The sequence below is a fragment of the Leucobacter luti genome (genome assembly GCF_004217175.1).
Taxonomy (GTDB): Bacteria; Actinomycetota; Actinomycetes; order Actinomycetales; family Microbacteriaceae; genus Leucobacter; species Leucobacter luti.
Genome location: NZ_SHKI01000004.1, coordinates 546,574 through 562,788, shown reverse-complemented (window position 1 = coordinate 562,788; position 16,215 = coordinate 546,574). Strand labels below are relative to the sequence as shown.

General features: G+C 68.9%; 14 protein-coding genes. 8 read left to right on the top strand and 6 right to left on the bottom strand.

The features are described 5' to 3' along the window. Nucleotides 1-4 precede the first annotated feature (4 nt). Both topA and tmk read left to right on the top strand, forming a co-directional pair. Nucleotides 5-2,830, top strand: a complete 2,826-nt coding sequence (gene topA / locus EV139_RS08915) for a type I DNA topoisomerase (RefSeq protein WP_130453951.1) — start codon at nucleotides 5-7, stop codon at nucleotides 2,828-2,830. Nucleotides 2,831-2,846: 16 nt separating this feature from the next. Next, nucleotides 2,847-3,524 carry a dTMP kinase gene (gene tmk, locus EV139_RS08910; RefSeq protein WP_130453950.1) on the top strand — a complete coding sequence of 226 codons (678 nt, stop codon included), beginning with the start codon at nucleotides 2,847-2,849 and terminating at the stop codon, nucleotides 3,522-3,524. A 10-nt stretch (nucleotides 3,525-3,534) separates the two neighbouring features. Here tmk and mtnK read toward each other — a convergent pair whose 3' ends face one another. The 5 genes from mtnK to mtnA all read right to left on the bottom strand — a co-directional run bounded on the left by mtnK (nucleotide 3,535) and on the right by mtnA (nucleotide 9,658). After that, complete coding sequence (gene mtnK, locus EV139_RS08905) at nucleotides 3,535-4,764, bottom strand: S-methyl-5-thioribose kinase (RefSeq protein ID WP_130453949.1); 1,230 nt, start codon at nucleotides 4,762-4,764, stop codon at nucleotides 3,535-3,537. Between the two features lie 82 nt (nucleotides 4,765-4,846). Beyond that, nucleotides 4,847-5,890 carry an ABC transporter permease gene (locus EV139_RS08900; RefSeq protein WP_130453948.1) on the bottom strand — a complete coding sequence of 348 codons (1,044 nt, stop codon included), beginning with the start codon at nucleotides 5,888-5,890 and terminating at the stop codon, nucleotides 4,847-4,849. A 1-nt stretch (nucleotide 5,891) separates the two neighbouring features. Next, on the bottom strand, nucleotides 5,892-7,418 hold the full coding sequence (locus EV139_RS08895; RefSeq protein ID WP_130453947.1) for a sugar ABC transporter ATP-binding protein: 1,527 nt from the start codon (nucleotides 7,416-7,418) through the stop codon (nucleotides 5,892-5,894). 61 nt (nucleotides 7,419-7,479) lie between these two features. After that, the gene (locus tag EV139_RS08890) at nucleotides 7,480-8,583 is read right to left on the bottom strand and encodes a substrate-binding domain-containing protein (protein WP_198677509.1); all 1,104 of its coding nucleotides are present in this window, start codon (nucleotides 8,581-8,583) and stop codon (nucleotides 7,480-7,482) included. A 31-nt stretch (nucleotides 8,584-8,614) separates the two neighbouring features. Further along, a complete protein-coding gene (gene mtnA, locus EV139_RS08885; RefSeq protein WP_130453946.1) occupies nucleotides 8,615-9,658 on the bottom strand; it encodes an S-methyl-5-thioribose-1-phosphate isomerase in 1,044 nt (347 codons plus the stop codon). Nucleotides 9,659-9,837: 179 nt separating this feature from the next. On the opposite strand from mtnA, the gene EV139_RS08880 reads away from it, so the two are divergent. The 6 genes from EV139_RS08880 (at nucleotide 9,838) to EV139_RS08855 (ending at nucleotide 15,582) form a co-directional block, all read left to right on the top strand. Then, nucleotides 9,838-10,554 (top strand): GntR family transcriptional regulator, encoded by a 717-nt coding sequence (locus EV139_RS08880; protein WP_130453945.1) that lies wholly within the window; start codon nucleotides 9,838-9,840, stop codon nucleotides 10,552-10,554. Between the two features lie 201 nt (nucleotides 10,555-10,755). Next, the gene (locus EV139_RS08875; RefSeq protein ID WP_130453944.1) at nucleotides 10,756-11,388 is read left to right on the top strand and encodes a class II aldolase/adducin family protein; all 633 of its coding nucleotides are present in this window, start codon (nucleotides 10,756-10,758) and stop codon (nucleotides 11,386-11,388) included. Nucleotides 11,389-11,716: 328 nt separating this feature from the next. After that, nucleotides 11,717-12,712 (top strand): siderophore ABC transporter substrate-binding protein, encoded by a 996-nt coding sequence (locus EV139_RS08870; protein ID WP_130453943.1) that lies wholly within the window; start codon nucleotides 11,717-11,719, stop codon nucleotides 12,710-12,712. Then, the gene (locus tag EV139_RS08865) at nucleotides 12,709-13,761 is read left to right on the top strand and encodes an iron chelate uptake ABC transporter family permease subunit (RefSeq protein WP_130453942.1); all 1,053 of its coding nucleotides are present in this window, start codon (nucleotides 12,709-12,711) and stop codon (nucleotides 13,759-13,761) included. Before EV139_RS08870 ends, EV139_RS08865 begins: the two co-directional genes overlap by 4 nt. Further along, on the top strand, nucleotides 13,754-14,782 hold the full coding sequence (locus tag EV139_RS08860; protein WP_241989007.1) for an iron chelate uptake ABC transporter family permease subunit: 1,029 nt from the start codon (nucleotides 13,754-13,756) through the stop codon (nucleotides 14,780-14,782). Before EV139_RS08865 ends, EV139_RS08860 begins: the two co-directional genes overlap by 8 nt. Continuing rightward, nucleotides 14,779-15,582 carry an iron ABC transporter ATP-binding protein gene (locus EV139_RS08855; RefSeq protein WP_130453941.1) on the top strand — a complete coding sequence of 268 codons (804 nt, stop codon included), beginning with the start codon at nucleotides 14,779-14,781 and terminating at the stop codon, nucleotides 15,580-15,582. The genes EV139_RS08860 and EV139_RS08855 overlap by 4 nt, the downstream gene beginning before the upstream one ends. On the opposite strand, the gene EV139_RS08850 is transcribed toward EV139_RS08855, so the two are convergent. Then, nucleotides 15,528-16,133, bottom strand: a complete 606-nt coding sequence (locus EV139_RS08850) for a TetR/AcrR family transcriptional regulator (RefSeq protein WP_130453940.1) — start codon at nucleotides 16,131-16,133, stop codon at nucleotides 15,528-15,530. The genes EV139_RS08855 and EV139_RS08850 overlap by 55 nt on opposite strands. Between the last annotated feature and the right edge of the window lie 82 nt (nucleotides 16,134-16,215).

Here is a 16,215-nt window from a genome sequence, read left to right as displayed (position 1 = left end):
CCCCGTGGCGGGTACGAAAAAACTTGTGATCGTCGAGTCGCCGACCAAGGCGAAGACGATTGGCGGCTATCTGGGCGATGACTATGAGGTCATTGCGTCTGTGGGGCACGTCCGCGACCTCGCGGAACCCTCGGAGCTGCCCGCAGAGCTGAAGAAGGGGCCGTTCGGTCGGTTCGCCGTCGACGTCGAAAACGACTTCGCGCCGTACTACGTGGTCAACGACAACAAGAAGAAGACCGTCTCAGAGCTCAAGCGCGCCCTGAAGGACGCCGACGAGCTCTGGCTCGCAACTGATGAGGACCGCGAGGGAGAAGCGATCGCCTGGCACCTCCTGGAGGTGCTGAAGCCGAAGGTTCCCGTGCGGCGCATGGTGTTCCACGAGATCACGCAGGACGCGATCGAGCAGGCGAAGCAGAACACCCGCGACCTCGACACGGCCCTGGTCGATGCGCAGGAGACCCGTCGCATCCTCGACCGCCTCTACGGCTACGACATCTCACCGGTGCTGTGGCGCAAGGTCGCACCCAAGCTGTCGGCCGGCCGCGTGCAGTCGGCCGCCACTCGCCTCGTGGTCGACCGCGAGCGCGAGCGCCAGGCGTTCCACGCCGCCGAGTACTGGGACCTCAGCGCCACGTTCGAGCCGGGTGCCGATGCACCGGACCCGACCGCGTTCGCCGCGCGCCTCGTGCGGCTCGACGGGCAACGCCTCGCAACCGGCAGCGACTTCGGCGACGACGGAAAGCTGACCGCCAGGGCCGAGAAGGCCGGCACCGTGCCGCTCGCGCAGCAGCGGGCTGAGCGGCTGGCCGCGCTCCTCACGCCGAACGCCACGGCCGCGGTGAAGTCCGTCGAGACGAAGCCGCACACCCGCCGCCCGGCGGCGCCGTTCACCACGTCGACGCTGCAGCAGGAAGCCTCGCGCAAGCTGCGCTACAGCTCCCGCCAGACCATGTCGTTCGCGCAGTCGCTCTACGAGAACGGCTACATCACCTATATGCGTACCGACTCGCCCACGCTCTCGCAGCAGGCGATCCAGGCGGCCCGCAGCCAGGCGTCCGAGCTGTACGGTGCGCAGACCATCCCCGATAAGCCGCGCGTCTACACCGGCAAGTCGAAGGGCGCCCAGGAGGCGCACGAGGCGATCCGTCCCGCGGGCGACACGTTCCAGCGACCGACCGAGCTCAAGGGCAAGCTCACCCAGGGTGAGCACGCGCTGTACGAGCTGATCTGGAAGCGCACCGTCGCCAGCCAGATGGCCGACGCGAAGGGCTCGACCGACACGGTCACCCTTGAGGCCACCGTCACCGAGGATGATCGCTCGGCGCCCACCGCGGTTGAGTTCACCGCCAGCGGCACCGTCATCACCTTCCCCGGCTTCCTCCTTGCCTACGAGGAGGGCCGCGACGAGAAGCGCGGCGACGCCGAGCAGAACGTGTCGCTGCCGCAGCTCGCCTCCGGACAGCGCCTCGACGTGGTCAACCCCGAGGCGAAGGGCCACGAGACGAGCCCGCCGCCGCGCTACACGGAGGCGAGCCTCACCAAGCGCCTCGAAGAGCTCGGGATCGGCCGCCCCTCGACCTACGCTGCGATCATCAGCACGATCATGGACCGCGGCTACGTCACCAAGAAGGGCCAGGCGCTCGTTCCCAGCTGGATCGCGTTCTCGGTGGTGCGCCTCCTCGAGGAGCACTTCAGCGCGCTCGTGAACTACGATTTCACGGCCGAGATGGAGAGCGACCTCGACCGCATCGCCGCCGGCGAAGCCGATCGCAGCAAGTGGCTGGGGGAGTTCTACTTCGGTTCAGACTCGCACCCCGGCCTCCGTGGCGTCGTCGACAACCTCGGCGAGATCGACGCACGCGCGATCAACACGATCCGCATCGACGACCAGATCTCGCTGCGCAACGGCAAGTACGGACCGTACCTCGAGGTCTTCGACGAGAAGAGCGAGGTCGGTGAAGACGGCGCGCTCAAGGCGCGCACCGTCAACATCCCCGACGGGCTCGCACCTGACGAGCTGACGCCCGCGAAGGCGCACGAGCTCGCCGAGGCCGAGCCGGCCGAGGACCGCGTGGTGGGCCTGCACCCGGTCACCGGCAAGCGGGTCATTGCAAAGAACGGCCGCTTCGGCCCGTACGTGACCGAACTGCCAGACGAGGACGAGGAGCTCCCCAAGGGGCAGAAGCCGCGTACCGCGTCCCTGTTCAAGAGCATGGACCCCGCGACCGTCGACCTCGACACGGCCGTGGCCCTCCTCGACCTCCCGCGCGTGGTCGGGGTGGATCCCGAGACGAACGCCGAGATCACCGCCCAGAACGGTCGCTACGGCCCCTACCTCAAGAAGGGCACGGACACCCGCTCCCTCACGAGCGAGGACGAGATCTTCACGGTCGACCTCGCCGGGGCGCAGGAGCTCTTCGCACAGCCGAAGTACGGCGCCCGGAAGGCCGCGAGCGCGCTCAAGGAGTTCGAGGCAGACCCCGTGAGCGGCAAGCCGGTGCGCGTGCGCGACGGCCGCTTCGGCCCCTACGTCACCGACGGCGAGACCAACGCCACGATCCCGCGCGGCGACAGCGTTGAAGACATCACCTTCGAGCGCGCGATCGAGCTCCTGGCGATCAAGCGCGCAAAGGGCCCCGCGAAGAAGAAGGCACCGGCAAAGAAGGCAGCCGCGAAGAAGCCCGCCGCGAAGAAGGCGCCCGCGAAGAAGGCCGCGGCCAAGAGCGGCGAGGCCAAGACCGTCGACCCTGCGCGCTCGGCAGCGGCGAAGAAAGCGGCGGCAACCCGCGCCGCGAAGAAGGCGGCCGCCGAGGCCGCCGCCGCGGAGTAGGCGGGGCGCACACACCGTGAACCACGCCGCAGAGCGCGCCACGACTCAGCCCTCGAACGGGACCTTCATCACGTTCGAGGGCGGAGACGGCGCCGGGAAGACCACCCAGGCCGAACTGCTGAGCGCGTGGTGTGCGGAGCGCGGCCGCGAGGTCGTGCGCACCCGCGAGCCCGGCGGTACCCCGCTCGGCGTCGAGGTGCGGCGCCTGCTGCTGCACGGCGGCGACGCGATCGGCGCGGTCGACCCGCGGGCCGAGGCGCTGCTCTACGCCGCCGACCGCGCGCAGCACGTCGCCGCGGTGGTGCGTCCGGCCCTCGACCGCGGCGCGGTCGTGGTGCAGGACCGCTACATCGACTCCTCACTCGCCTACCAGGGCGCCGGTCGCGTTCTCGACCCGGCCGAGGTGCGCGGCCTGAGCGAGTGGGCGGTGCAGGGCCTGTGGCCCCACCTCACGGTGCTCCTCGACATCGCCCCCGCCGCGGCCGCCGCGCGCCGTGCCGCCCGCGGCGGCACCGCGGACCGGCTTGAGGCCGAGGCCGAGGCGTTCCACCGCGCCGTCCGCGACGGCTTCCTCGCCCTCGCCGCGGCCGAGCCCGAGCGCTATCTCGTCCTCGACGCCACGCGCCCCGCTGCAGAACTGCACGCCGCGATCACCGCCAGGGTCGCCGAGCTCGACGGCGCGAGCGCGGTCTAGCCGCGGCGCGCTACGAGCTGAGCACCTGCGCGCCGACCAGGGTCTCGAACTCGGCGATGTCGTTCACGCCCTCCCACGCGGCCGCGAGCGCGCGCGCCGCGACGAGCACGCCGCGGGCCGCGGGTGCGCGCAGCGCAGGCTCGAGCGACTCGATGTCGCGCACCTTCGCCGCGCCGACGATTCGCCGCGCCATCTTCGCCGCCGCGAAGAGGAACGCCTCCTGGCGGATGCGCGCGAGTCGCCGCTGCGCGAAGGCCGCACCGAAGAGGCGCGTCTCGTGCCAGGACTCGGAGCGGGCGACGAACTCGCGCTCGAACCCGTCCCAGGTCTCGGCCACGAGGCCCAGCGCCCACGCCGCACGCTCGTGCTCGCCCAGCGCGGTGGCCCGGGCCGCCGCGAAACTGTAGTTCGCGAACAGGGCGCCCAGGTCGAACGCGATGGGGCCGTAGAACGCGAACTCTGAGTCGAACACCTTCACGGAGTCGGCAACTGCCCCGTCGGCGCTCTCCGAGGCGCTCCGAACCATGATCGATCCGGTGTGCAGGTCGCCGTGGATGAGCGCCTCGGCCTGCGTCATGAACCGCCATTTCGCCTCCGCCATTGCCGCGGCGAACGCGGGGTCGGCCGCGAGCGCTGCCGCGTCGGTAGCGTTGTCGGGAAGCACCTCGTTGCGGCCCGCGTCGAACACCGGCTCGGTGAAGACGAGGTCCTCCGTGATGGTGCACAGCTCGGGATTCTGGGTCTCGGCGATCCGCTGCGAAATGAGCCCGCGATCCTGCCCGAGGATCGACGTGCCGACGGCCAGTGCGGCGACGTACGTGCCCACCCGGCGCGCGACCTCCTCGTGCCGCTCCGAGCGGTTGAGCGCGTCGCGCCACACGGCGTGATCGGAGAGATCCTCGAGCGCGAGAATGTAGCGCTCAGGGTCGTAGAGGATCACCTCGACGACGAGCTCGGGCGTGAGGGCGTGGTGGGTCTGCAGCGAGTCTGCCTCACGAGCGGCGCGCTCCGGCGTCATGGGCCAGCCGGCGCCGGTCATGCGCACGTAGGGGAGCGACTGCTTGAGGATGATGCCGCGGCCGTCCTCGTCGAGCACGTGGAAGACCAGGTTGAGGTTGCCGTCGCCGATCTCGCGCACCGAGGCGATGCGGTCCGCGTCGATCCGATCGTGTGTCTCCGGACGCGACCGGAGGTACTCGCCGATGTTGTCGGCGTCGAGGAAGGTGTACTCGTGAGACATATTGGGTGCCTTTCGTAGCGTGAGTGCGGTGCCGCGGGATCCGGGGGTGCTGCCGCCCGCGACGGGGCGGGCGGCAGCGCGGTCAGGTCGCGGGCGTATACCGCGCCTTCTTTCGGGACAGGGTGAACGAGAACAGCAGCGCGACGATCACGACGAGTCCCTTCGCGGTGTCCTGGTAGTAGTACTCGAAGCCCATCATCGTCATGCCGGTGAGCACGATCACCACGAGCACCGCGCCCAGCAGCGTGCCCCAGGCATTCGGCTTGTTCAGGCCGAGCACCGAGGTGCCGACGAGCGCCACGGCGACGGCTTCCAGCAGGCTCGACGCGCCGGCGTTCACGTCGCCCTGGCCGATCCGCGCCACCAGGATGATGCCAGCGACGGAGGCGAAGAGCGAGGAGACCACGTAGGCCGCGCCGCGGTGGAAGCCGACGCGGATGCCCGAGAGGCGCGCGGCCTCGGGGTTCGCGCCAATTGCGTAGAGGATACGGCCCCACGAGGTCTTCGTGAGGATGAACCAGCAGGCCGTCACCATGACGAGCATCACGATGACCGGGATCGGAACCGGCCCAACGGTGCCGCGGTCAATGAGGAGGAACGCGGGGTCGAACTTGCCCGGGGCCGAGGTGCCGTCCGGCATGGTCATCCCGGAAGACACCGACTGGCCCGAGACGGGGATCATCTTGGCACCCTGGATCACGAACATCATGCCGAGCGTGGCCAGCAGGTCGGGGATCTTGCACACCACGATGAGGAACGCGTTCAGCAGCCCGACCGCGAGGCCGGCGATGAGCACGAAGGTGATCGCCATTCCAGCGGTGAGGTTGTAGAACACCATGGTCATCGCCGCGAGCTGCACGCTGAGGCCCGCGACTGAGCCGATCGAGAGGTCGAGGCCGCCGACGATCATGCTGAACATGACGCCGAGGCCGAGGATCGCCGTCACCGACGCGAACTTCAGCATCGAGAACATCGAGTTCGTGGTGGCGAACGCCGGCTCCGTGATCGCAAAGAAGGCGAACGCGATCACGGTGACCGCCAGGAAGCCGTACTTCACCACGATGTCGCGGACGCGGTCAGATGTCGAGATCCGCACCTGGGCTGGGATTGCTGTTGTATCGGCCATCTCAGGCCACCTCCGTCATGCTGTTGATGATCTGTTCGTTGCGGATGTCTGCGGCGCGGCCGTCGAGCGTAATGCGGCCCTCGACCATCACGATGATGCGGTCCGCCATCTCGCGGATCTCGTCGACGTCGCTGCAGATCATCACGACGGCACTGCCCTCGGCCGCCTGCTCACGCGCCCGCTGCGAGATGACCCGGCGGGCGCCGATGTCGACGCCGCGGAACGGCTCGTCGAGGAGCAGAACGCGCGGGGAGCGCTGCATCCAGCGCGCCACCATGACCTTCTGCTGGTTGCCGCCGGAGAGCGCGTCGAGCGACTGCTCCGGCCCGGTCGTGACCACGGAGAAACGGTCGATCGCGCTGGCGCCGGCGTCGCGCTCGCGCCCCGGCTTGAGGATGCCGCCGCGCACAAAGTCGGCCAGGAACGGGAGCGACAGGGTGCGCATCACCGACCACCCGGGGAGCATCCCCTGAGCGGCGCGGTCCTCGGGGACGAGGTACACGCCGCGGGTGATCGCCTGCTTGGGATCGCGCGGCGCGAACGGCCGCGCGTCGAGCTGCATCGAACCGTGGCCGAGCTTGCGCGCGCCAAACACGGTCTCAGCGAGCTCGGTCTTTCCGGCACCGATCAGGCCGATGATCCCGGTCACCTCGCCCGCCTGGATATCGAGGTCGATGGGCGCGCTCTCGGGGAGCACGCGGATGCCGCGAAGCGCGAGCGCGGTCGTCTCGCCGCGCAGCTCCTCGAGCTCGGCGGCGTCGGCGAGGACGCCCTCGCCGAGCATCGCCGCGACGGCGGCCTGCAGGTCGAACGGCAGCCGCTGCGCATTCACGATCCGGCCGTCGCGGAGCACGGCCAGGCGATCCGCGAGGGCATTGATCTCGCTGAGCCGGTGCGACACGTAGAGGATCGCCACGCCGCGATCCCGCAGCTTCGTCACGAGCGCGAAGAGTCGCTCCGCTTCGTTCTGCGACAGCGTCGAGGTGGGCTCGTCGAGGATGAGCACCTGCGGGGTCGTCGAGAGCGCGCGGGCGAGGAGCAGCATTTGGCAGTCGGCGATGCCGAGCTCGTGCACGTCCTGGCGCAGGAACGCGTCGTCCCAGTCGAGGTCGAGCGTCGCCGCGATCTCTCGCGCGCGCGGCAGGAGCGAGCGCAGCGACGCGATCGAGCGCACCTCCTTCAGCGCGATCTCCTCGAAGAGGAGGTTTTCGGCCACGCTCAGGCCCGGCACGATCGCATCGTCGATGCGCTGGTGCACCGTGCGCACGCCGGCGCGCGCCGCGGCCATGGGGGATTCGAAGTCGGTGGGCTCCCCCGAGAGGAGCAGCTCGCCGCCCGTTGGGGCGTGGACCCCGGCGAGGATCTTGATCAGTGTTGATTTTCCGGCGCCGTTCGCACCGAGCAGCGCCGTCACCGTGCCGGGGACGAGGTCGAGCTCAACGCCCTTCAGCACCCGGTTGGCGCCGAAGTTCTTCGTCAGCCCGACGAGGCGCAGCGCGGGTGCCTGCGGTGAATCCGTCGAATGCATGCGTGCACACTCCTCGTGGTGGAGCGGGTGCCGGGCGCTGGCCGGGCACCCGCTCAGGGGGTTAGAAAGAGACGACCGGGATCCAGTCGGCGCCCGAGACGTCTGAGATGTTGAGCTTCGGCTCGGCCGCGCGCAGATCATCCATGTTCTTGATGTCGTTCTCGCGGAGCATCTCCTGCGTCACGAGGATCGGCGGGAACTCCACCGTCGTCTCGTCCAGCTCACCGGCCATCTGCAGCGCGAGCGTGCGCATCACGGCGGCGCCGATCGCGTTCGGGTCGGTTGCGCCGGTCGCCGTCCAGCGGCTGCCCTCCGCCGTCATCAGCTCGATGTCGGCGGTCGAGATGTCGGCGCCGTAGACGAGGATGTCCTCGGTGCCCGGGACCTGGTCCAGGCCGGTCAGCGTGCCCTTCGCGAACTCGTCGTAGGGCGAGTAGATCGCCTTGATATCGGCGTTCGCCTGCACGGCCGCCGTCACCATCGGTGCGGAGTCGGTCGCCGAGGAGTTGGTGAAGTTGCCGGTCTTGAACTTCTGCTCCCAGCCCTGATCTTTCAGGTACTGCTGCCACACGACGTCGCGGCGGTCGAGCGGTGCGATCCCGTCGTAGTTGACGTACCCGACCGGCACGTCCTGGCCGATGTCCTTGGCCATCTGATCGAGCACGAGCGACGCCATGAGGGCGTCAGACTGCTGCGTCTGCACGGCCTCGGGAGCGCACTCCTTGATCTCGACGTCGTAAATCGCGACGACGATGCCCGCGTCGATCGCCTTGTTGACGCCCTCGCACAGGGTGTCGGGCAAGCCGTGGCGCACGATGATGCCCGAGACCCCCGACGCGATCGCCTGGTCGAGCTGCGTCGCCTGCGTGGCGTTGTCGCCCTGCGCGTCGAAGACCGAGAGCTCAACACCGAGCGCGTCGGCCTGCTGGCGGGTGCCGTTCAGGTACTGCTGGAAGTAGTCGCCCTGGCCCGACTGCTGCACGATGGCGATCTTGACGCCGTCCTCGTCGAACGGGGCCGGAGCGTCGGCGCTCGCCTCGGCGACCGCGCCGGAGTCGCTCGTGGAGCCCGAGGAGGCCGCGGGCTCGCCCTGGGTGCACCCGGCAAGGCCGAGCGCGATGAGTGCCGCGACGCTGAGCGCGGCGGTGGTGGTCTTTCGCATCATTGCGTTCCTTTCGGAGGGTGGTGTGGGTGGATCAGTTGGTCGCGGGGCCGGGGCCGAAGAGCGGCTGCGCGTCGGCTTTCGGCTCGACGACGCCGCGCTCGGTCACGATCGCGGAGATCAGGTCGTTCGGGGTGACGTCGAATGCGGGGTTGAAGGCCGTCACGCCGGGGGTGGCTACGGAGACGCCGCCAAACGCGAGGACCTCCTCGTCGCCGCGCTCTTCGATCTCGATCTCGTCGCCCGTGGCGGTCGCCTCGTCGACGGTCGAGTACGGCGCCGCGACGACGAACGGGATCCCGCGGCGCTCGCACGCGAGAGCCAGCGCCACGGAGCCCACCTTGTTGGCGGTGTCGCCGTTCGCGGTGATGCGGTCGGCGCCGATGACCGCGAAGTCGACGAGGCCGCGCAGAATCGTGCTGGAGGCCGCGCCGTCCACCTCAACGACGTGCGGGATGCCGTCGTGGTGCAGTTCCCAGCTGGTCAGCCGGGTCCCCTGGAGCAGCGGGCGGGTCTCGTCCACGTAGACGAGCTCAAGCTTGCCGCGGTTGTGTAGCTCGTGGAGAATTCCGTACGCGGTGCCCCAGGCCGCGGTCGCGAGGGCGCCGGTGTTGCAGTGGGTCACCGCGCGCAGCGGGCGGTCGCCCACGCGGGCGAGCAGCCAGTCGGCGCCGAGGCGCGACAGCTCGCGGTTCGAGCGCTCGTCGTCGGCGGCGATCGCGTGGGCCTCCGCGAGAGCGCGGTCGAAACCGGCGGCGCGGACGGCCGCGACCCGGCCGGCACCCCACGCGAGGTTCACCGCCGTGGGGCGCGCGTTCGCGAGTGCGTCAATCGTGGCCGTGAGCGTGTCCGCGTCCCACTGCTTGCGCTCTGCCTCAAGCAGCGCGAGGGCGACACCGTAGCCGCCGGCGGCGCCAAGTGCCGGGGCGCCGCGCACGGCGAGGCACTGGATCGCGTCGATCAGCTGCGAGACCTCCGTGATTTCGAGGTACACCTCCGCGCCGGGGAGACGAGTCTGGTCGATCAGGCGGATGTGTGAATCTGCTGCGGCGTCAATCCACTCGATAGCGCGAAACATAGTGTTGTCGATCCCTTCGACCTCAGTGTCGTACTCGCGGAGTGCGAGGTATCGCGAGAAAGCTATTCGGTTGACTGACAACTTGTCAAGTGAGATCAATCAATCGTCATTTTGGCAGTGTCCTAGACTGGGTGCATTGATTGCAGGGCCGCAGGTGCCCGCACACGAAGGAGGCGGGCATGGCACGGCCGGGATCACGCGTGGCGCTGGTTGCTGATGGGCTGCGGGCCGCCATACGCGCGGAGGAGTTTGGCGAGGGGGAGCGCCTCCCCACGGAGGCGCAGCTCGCCATGCGATTCGGGGTCTCTCGGCCCACGGTGCGCGCGGCCCTGCGCGAGCTCGAGACGATCGCGCTTGTGCGCACGCAGCACGGCGTTGGCACCTTCGTGTCGGAGAGTCCGGCGGTCACCGCGGGGCTCGAGCGGCTTGACTCGATCACCGAGTCGATTCGCAACACCGGGCGCGAGCCCGGAATGATCTACAAGGGGCGCGTGGTGCGGCCACTGATGCCGGACGAGGCGGAGAAGCTCCAGGTCGCGGGAGATGCGCACGCGCTTGAGCTGCGCCGCACGATCCTCGCCGACGGGGAGGTGGTTGCGTACTCGTACGACCTCATGCCGGAGGGCGTGTTCCCCGCCGGCGCGGATCCCGAGTCCGTGGTGGGTTCGCTCTTTGCATACCTGCGCAACGTGCGCGAGATGCACCCGCACCACGCGGTCGCGGAGGTACACGCCGTCCAGTCGGATCGCATCGGGTGGGACGTGCCGCTGGGGCGCTCGGCGCTCTACGTGCTGCTGGATCAGGTCCACTTCGACCGCTCGGATCGGCCGCTGCTGTACTCGCGCACGTATTTCCTTGAGGGGCGCTACGCGTTCACGATTCGACGCTCCGGGTAGGCGAATCGCCCGCGCAGCTGGACACCGTGCAGGGTTTTGTGAGAACCGCTGTCGCAATTTATGCTTCTGTTGTTTGACAACTGAGGTGTTCGTGGCAGAAAATAATGCGTGGTTCGCGCCATCCGAGTACGCTGGCGCGAAGCCCGACTACTTCGGCGGCCGCCGAAGCCCGCGCGAGCGCCAAGCTGAAAGAAGAACCGTATGTTGCACACGCACGAGGGGGCGGCAGCTGCCCTGGAACTCTCCGAAATCGGAGCCGACGTCGTTCGTCGCGGCCTCGTCCTCGCGAGCGGCGGAAACCTCTCGGCTCGGCTCGACGAAGAGCACTTCATCGTCACCGGATCCGGCACCTGGCTCGATCGACTCCGTCCCGGAGATTTCTCCGTGATCAACCTTGCCGGGACGGTGGTCTCGGGCAACCCGAGCCCGTCGAGCGAGTGGAAGCTCCACCAGCGCGCCTACCTCGCGCGGCCGGACATCACCACCGTGCTGCACCTGCACCCGCACCACGCGGTCCTGCTCGCCTCGCTCGGCATTGAGATCCGCCTTCTGACCCTTGATCACGCCTTCTATGTTGGCTCGATCGGCGTGACCCCGTTCTATCCAAACGGCTCGGACGAGCTCGCCGACACCGCGGCGGCGCAGCTGGTGGAGCACGACTGCGTGGTCATGCAGCACCACGGCTGCACCGTGGTGGGTGACAGCATCGAGATGACCTATCGCCGCGCGCTGAACCTTGAGGACGCCGCGAAGGCAACCGCGTTCGCGCGCCAGCTCGGCGACACCGAGACGCGCTTCCCGGCAGAGCACATGCCGGGCTTGCACCACGCCTAGGGACGCTGCTCCGGGCCGATTTCCCGCGCTGCCCGCTTGCCAGGGGCGCCCCTGATTCCAGATGACGCCCCTGTCTCCAGCGGCGCCCCTGACTCCAGTGGTGCCCCTGTCTTCAGCGTTACCACGCTCTCGCATCACCCCGCTTGTCGCAGAACCTCCGCGGCAAGCGGGGTTTTGTTTGGTCAACTTGAACATCAGATGAATGTAAGCATAGGGTAAGAGGCGTGCCCGTGCGCCCCGCAGAGTCGGTGGCCCCGCGGCTCGTCCCCCGCGTTGCTGCGCCTCTGAGTAGCTCCGTTTCCCCTGCCCCCCAACAGTAAGGAACACCGTGTCAATTCGCCCGCTCCGCACCTCCGCGGCAGCCGCCCTCGCCATCGGAGCCGCCCTGCTCCTGTCGTCCTGCACCGGCAACGCAGCGCCCGAAGAATCAGCGCCGGCGCCCGAGGCCTCGACGACGATCACCTTCACCGATAATCACGGCGAGGTCGAGATGCAGTCGAATCCGCAGCGGGTCGTCGCCCTCGACAACCACGTGTTCGAGACCCTGAGCGAGTGGGACGTGCCGCTCGTCGCCGCCCCCAAGGGCATCATGGGAGACGTCTGGCCCACATACACCGACGACGACACCGTCGGTGACGTGGGGACCCACCGTGAGCCAAACCTCGAGACCATCGTCGCGGCGAGCCCCGACCTCATCATCGGCGGCTACCGCTTCGGCGACGCCTACGACGACCTCGTTGCGCAGAACCCCGACGCCACGGTGATCGACATCGCGCCGCGCGACGGGGAAGACGTGTTCAGCGAGCTGCAGCGGGAAAGCACGATCCTCGGTCAGATCTTTGACCGCGAAGCCGAGGCGGCCGAGCTGAACGAGGCCCTCGACACCGCGATCGACGACGCGAAGAGCGCCTACAACGGCACCGACAGCGTCATGGGCCTGATCACCTCCGCCGGCAAGATCGAGTTCGCCGCCGCCGGGTCCGGCCGCAGCGTGGGGCCGGTCTTCACCGCACTCGACCTCACCCCGGCGATTGACCGCCCCGCCGAGGACGCCTCGCACGGCGACGACATCAGCGTCGAGGCGATCGCGGAGTCGAACCCCGAGTGGATCATCGTGCTCGATCGCGACGCGTCGTTCTCCGAGCCCGAGCCCGGATCAGTTCCCGCGGACGAGCTGATCGCCGGATCCGAGGCGCTGAAGAACGTTCCCGCCGTGCAGAAGGACCAGGTGATCTACCTGGATCCCACCTTCTACGTCACGGAGGACATCCAGGCGTACACGACCCTCTTCGAGCAGATGCGGGACGCGTTCAACGCCGCATGACCGTGACCTCTGACGCGGCCCAGCGCGGCCGCGGCCGCGGGGCTCCCCCTCACCCGAGCGGGGGCCCCGCGCCCGGGTCCCCAGACGGCGCCCCGCGGGCACGGCGGGGCCGCGGACCCTGGCCGCTACTGGTCGCCTCGCTCGTCGTAGCGGGTCTGCTCGCGGCCTCGCTGCTGGTGGGCGTGTACGACATCGGGGACGGCGAGTTCGGCACCGAGATGTTCTGGATCACGCGCGTGCCGCGCACCCTCGCGCTCCTCCTCGCCGGGGCTGCGATGGCCACGAGCGGGCTCGTGATGCAGATGCTCACGCAGAACCGCTTCGTCGACGCCACCACCTCGGGGACCACCGAGTGGGCGGCGCTCGGACTCTTGCTCACTGTGCTGCTCGTCCCCGACGCAGGGCTCCCCACCCGCATGGTGCTCGCGAGTATTTCCGCCTTCGTGGGCGCGATGATCTTCATGCTGATCCTGCGCCGGATCGCGATCCGTACCATGCTGGTCGTGCCGCTGATCGGGATCATGCTGGGTGCCGTGGTCAGCGCGCTCACCACGTTTCTCGCGGCCCAGTTCAACATGCTCCAAATGGTGGGCACCTGGTTCATGGGCAGTTTCACGGCAGTGGTGCGCGGTCGCTACGAGGTGCTCTGGGTGGTCGCCGTGGTCACGATCCTTGTCTTCCTGCTCGCCGACCGGATCACGGTCGCGGGGCTCGGCAAAGACGTGGCCACGAGCGTGGGCGTGCCCTACAACGTGATCCTCATCGCAGGAACGGCGCTCGTGGCCGTCGCCGCGGGGGTCACGACCGTGGTGGTCGGGTTCCTCCCGTTCCTCGGCCTGGTGGTGCCAAACATCGTGTCAATGGTCCGCGGCGACAACGTCCGCAGCAACCTGCCGTGGGTCTGTCTCGGCGGCATCGCGCTGGTCGTCGCGTGCGACCTCATCGGCCGCACCATCCGCATGCCGTTCGAGATTCCGGTCTCGATGGTTCTGGGGCTCGTCGGATCCGTCGTGTTCATCACGCTGCTCCTGAGGCAGCGCCGTGGCTAGTATCGTGCGTCTCGCGGACCTCGGCGCGGCGCCCGAGCCGCCCACAGCGAGCGCCTCCCGCTGGCGGCGCGCGTTCCCGCTGCTCGCGGTCGCCGCGGCGGCCCTCGTGCTCGCGGTGCTGATCCTCACCTACCAGAACCCGGCCCCGATCGGCAGCGCCGGCTTCGTGACGATTGTGCAGAGCCGCCTCGCATCGGTCGGCACGATCGCGCTCGTCGCCGTGAGCCAGGCCGTCGCCACCGTGCTCTTCCACACCGCCACCTCAAACCGCATCCTCACCCCGTCGATCCTCGGGTTCGACGCGCTCTACGTGCTTACGCAGACCGCGCTCGTGTTCGTGTTCGGCACCGCGGCGGCGGGGCTCGAGGGGATCCCCAAGATCCTCGCGCAGAGCGCCCTCATGGTGCTCTTCGCAACGCTGCTCTACGGCTGGCTCTTCTCCGGCCCGCGCGCCAACCTGCACCTCCTCCTGCTCGTCGGTGTCGTTCTCGGACTGGGCTTCGGCTCGGTCTCCACGTTCATGCAGCGCCTCCTCACCCCCAGCGAGTTCGACGTCCTCTCCGCCCGACTCTTCGGCAGCATTGGCAAGGGGAACACCGACTACCTGCCGATCGCCGCCGGGATCGTCGCGGCGATCGTGATCTACGTGTGGATTCGGCGCCGCACGTACGACGTGGTCGCGCTCGGGCGCGACGTCGCCGTGGGGCTGGGCGTGAACTACCGGCGGGAGGTGGTCACGACCCTCGTGCTCGTCGCCGTGCTGGTCTCGGTCTCGGCCACGATGGTCGGCCCGATGACGTTCTACGGGTTCCTGGTCGCCACACTCGCCTACCAGTTTGCCCGCGGCGACACGCACGCGGAGATCCTTCCGCTCGCGATCGGGATCGGACTGGTGGCGCTGCTCGGGGCCACGTTCATTCTGAAGCACGTCTTCGCCGCGGCCGGCCTGGTCACGGTCATCATTGAATTCATCGGCGGGATCCTGTTCCTGATCGTTCTCCTCCGAAAGGGCATGCGTTGATCGAACTGAGCGGCGTCGAAAAACACTACGCCGGCACCCGCGTCCTCGGCCCCATCGACCTGGCGATCGAGCGGGGCGGCGTGACCGCGCTGATCGGCCCGAACGGGGCCGGGAAGTCGACGATGCTCACGATCATCGGCCGGCTACTCGAAGCGGACAGCGGGCACGTGACCGTTGGCGGGCTCGACGTGCGCACGGCGAAGTCGCGCGAACTCGCCCGCGTGGTCTCGATCCTGAAGCAGGAGAACCACTTCATGGCGCGCCTCACGGTGCGTCAGCTGGTCACCTTTGGGCGGTTCCCGCACTCCGGGGGGCGTCTCACAGAGACCGACCAGCGCGCGATCCACGCCGCAATCGCGTTCCTCAACCTCGCCGGCATGGAGGAGCGGTTCATCGACGAGCTCTCGGGCGGCCAACGCCAGCGCGCGTTCGTGGCAATGGTGCTCGCGCAGGACACCGACTACGTGCTGCTCGACGAACCGCTCACGGGCCTCGACATGCGGCACGCGGTCGGCATGATGGGGCAGGTGCGCGCCGCCGCGGACGCGCTCGGAAAAACTGTCATCCTGGTGATTCACGACGTGAACTTCGCGGCGGCGTACGCGGACCGCATCGTCGCGCTTGCCGACGGACGCGTGGTCGCTTCAGGTACCCCTGATGAGATCATCACCCCGGAGGTGCTTGAGCGGGTCTTCGAGACGCCGGTCGAGGTGCTTGAGCACGCCGGCCGGCGCGTGGCCGTGTACTACCGGCCGGACGGTGCCGCGGCCCCTGAATGGAGTCGCAACAGCGGCAAGTAGATCAGGTCGAGGATCTCCTCGACCTGCGCGCGCGACGGGACCCGACCCAGCATGAGGAACTCGTGGCGCAGGAGCGCGATCGGCGTGTCAAGGACGGCGTCGGGGACCTCGCGGGGTCCGAGTTTCCCATCGGCGCGCGCCTGCGCGACGAGCGCGCGCAGCGTCGTGTGCGTGAGGATCGAGCCTGCCGCGAGTGTCTCGTTTGCACGCTCCTGCGGCAGCTCCGCGAGAAGACCGCGAATCACCCCGGCGCCGAGGCGATGGTAGCGGGCCTCGTGCGCGGAGAACAGGCTGAGGAGGTCTGCGCGCAGCTCGCCGGTTGGTGCGTCGAGCACGGGGAGTGGCTCGCGGGCGTGTACCGCGGCGAGCACGAGCTCTGCCCGTGACGGGTACCGACGGTAGAGCACCGGCTTGCTCGTGCGCGCGCGGCGCGCAACCCCCTCGAACGTGACCCCGGAGAAACCGCGCTCGGCAAGCTCCGCGAGGGTGGCCTCGTGGATCGCGCTGAGGAGTTCCTCGTTGCGGCGGCGGCTGGGCGCAGTGGGGGGCACGGCGGTCCTCTCGGTCGCGGGCTATGCCAGATCATGTTACCGTTGTCCGCGGATAAGATACGGCGCGTATCTTATTCTCGAG